Here is a 1,862-nt window from a genome sequence, read left to right as displayed (position 1 = left end):
TGCGCCAGGGTGTTGGTCTTGCCCGTGCCGGCGCCAGCAATGATCAGCAGGGGATCGCTGACACCTCCCGGGCCAATACCGTGGGTCGCCGCCTCGCGCTGGGCGTCGTTGAGACGGGCGAGATAAGCCGGCGGGGTGACAGTCAAATCGTTCATGCGAGGCAGGTGGCGTTGACGGATGCCGCGCTCCCGGCGTTGGGCGGTGACTCGTTGGCGACCACAGCAACGGCGATTGCTTCATCACACTCCGGGCAGATACGGTACTCCGTGATGCCGTGACACGCCGTCTCCATTCGGGCCGGGTCGATCGGGGTGTGGCAATGGGGGCAGATAAAACGGTGTGGCAGCGACATGGCAGACTCCTCAGGTACTGTAATTATATACAGTAGTATCGTCCGCCATGAACTTGATCGCCGCCCTCGATTCGTCCCTTTTTTAGGTTCATCGCGCTTTCCCCGGCAAAGCGCGATGAACCCAAAAAAATCCCGGGCCAGTGCGCCTCGGGATTGAAATCCCATCGTTGCGATGGGTCAGGGAGGGTCAAACGGTGTTAGCGGGGAACGCTGAAGCACTGTTTCATCCTAGGCCTGCCAGAAGATTCTGTCTGTACGTGGTATCACGCGATCGCGTAATCATCTGTGATGGCATTCCCCTTGCTGGATTGCTCACGCGATGGCGTCTGTTAGAACGAAAGTACCCCCTGTCCACCGATTAATCCGGATGCCCCAAAAACAGAGCTTCTCTTCCTCTGCAATCTGTTGCCCGAGATCAGTTCCGGTCCGGCAGATTATCTGGGGAGTACTCGAAGAGTTCTCCTACAGCACATTCAAATAAAGAGCAGAGGCGGTCAATTGTCTCAAGATCTACCCGGTTGGCCGTCTCGTGATAGAGCAAAGTGATGGTGTTTCGATGCAATCCCGTTTCTCGGGCCACATCGACGACTTTCATCTTTCTTTCTCCCATCATTCGGGAGAGGTGGCAACGAATCATGTCGTTCCTCGAATAAAAAAATCATACAGAATGAAAAAAGACCTTGACAATGACTTACTGCGACCTAAAATGTCATTTAGGGTGACAAAACATCCTTGTAAAGAACTTTTTTAAATTTGCAGTGATTTTAGTTATTGGAGATCAAGATGTCACTAACTTACCTCACCACTGACGAGCTTTCGTCGCTCATCAAATACGATCCGCGTACGATCCGGGAACGCTTGAAGGATAGCGTTCTGCTTGAGGGGACCCATTACATCCGCCCGTTTGGCGGACGTAAGATCCTGTACATCTGGGAGCACATTGAGCGCGATATGGGCAACGCGATCGCCCAGTCGTTCGCTATCCCCATGGCCAATGGAGGTGTCTGCCATGGGTAGTGTGCGCGTCAGATCAGATAACCAACTCTTGTTCCTTGATTTTCGATTCCGCGATCAGCGTTGCCGCGAACAAACCGCCTTGCCCGATACGCAGGTGAACCGGAAGCGGCTCCAGAAGGTGCTCGATCGCATCGAAGCCGAAATAGCCGCCGGTACGTTCAACTACGGGCAGTTCTTCCCGAACAGCCGGCAGGCCGCCAAGCTCGAGCAATCCGTGGCGGTGGCTGCTTCGGTAGTGAATTCTGCCCTGTCGCCGTCTTCGAAGACCGCACCGGCCACGCCGCTGTTCAAGGACTTCGCTGAAACCTGGTACGCCGAGAAAGAGGTCGAATGGCGGCGTTCGCACAAGACAATGGTACGCCGCGAACTCGACGGCAGCCTGATCCCCGAATTCGGGAATCGGGAGGTCGGCCAGATCTCCAAAGCTGACGTGCTTGCCTTCCGCGCCAAACTCGCCAAAGTCACCGCGAAGGGCAAAAAAACCTCACTGTCC

At 55.2% G+C, this 1,862-nt stretch carries 5 protein-coding genes; 2 read left to right on the top strand and 3 right to left on the bottom strand.

Translation table 11 applies throughout. The features are described from left to right. The 3 genes from BO74_RS21020 to BO74_RS21010 form a co-directional block, all read right to left on the bottom strand. The coding region (locus BO74_RS21020) for a UvrD-helicase domain-containing protein (protein ID WP_496445345.1) at nucleotides 1-155 on the bottom strand (155 nt) is incomplete at its 3' end. After that, the gene (locus BO74_RS21015; RefSeq protein WP_496445341.1) at nucleotides 152-352 is read right to left on the bottom strand and encodes a hypothetical protein; all 201 of its coding nucleotides are present in this window, start codon (nucleotides 350-352) and stop codon (nucleotides 152-154) included. The genes BO74_RS21020 and BO74_RS21015, both read right to left, overlap by 4 nt. Nucleotides 353-767: 415 nt before the next feature. Beyond that, nucleotides 768-965 carry a helix-turn-helix domain-containing protein gene (locus BO74_RS21010; protein WP_496445343.1) on the bottom strand — a complete coding sequence of 66 codons (198 nt, stop codon included), beginning with the start codon at nucleotides 963-965 and terminating at the stop codon, nucleotides 768-770. A 170-nt stretch (nucleotides 966-1,135) separates the two neighbouring features. Here BO74_RS21010 and BO74_RS21005 point away from each other — a divergent pair, with 170 nt between their 5' ends. Continuing rightward, the gene (locus BO74_RS21005) at nucleotides 1,136-1,369 is read left to right on the top strand and encodes a hypothetical protein (protein ID WP_496445339.1); all 234 of its coding nucleotides are present in this window, start codon (nucleotides 1,136-1,138) and stop codon (nucleotides 1,367-1,369) included. Beyond that, nucleotides 1,347-1,862 (top strand): Arm DNA-binding domain-containing protein (locus BO74_RS21000; RefSeq protein WP_496445337.1); only part of this gene is annotated, 516 nt, incomplete at its 3' end. The genes BO74_RS21005 and BO74_RS21000, both read left to right, overlap by 23 nt.

Source organism: Propionivibrio pelophilus DSM 12018, assembly GCF_059569095.1.
Note: the sequence above shows the minus strand (reverse complement) of the source record. Positions and strands in the feature narration are given on the sequence as shown.

Coding starts and splice junctions, on each gene's coding strand:
- BO74_RS21005 (WP_496445339.1), top strand. CDS start 1,136: ATGTCACTAACTTACCTCACCACTGACGAGCTTTCGTCGCTCATCAAA.
- BO74_RS21010 (WP_496445343.1), bottom strand. CDS start 965: ATGATGGGAGAAAGAAAGATGAAAGTCGTCGATGTGGCCCGAGAAACG.
- BO74_RS21015 (WP_496445341.1), bottom strand. CDS start 352: ATGTCGCTGCCACACCGTTTTATCTGCCCCCATTGCCACACCCCGATC.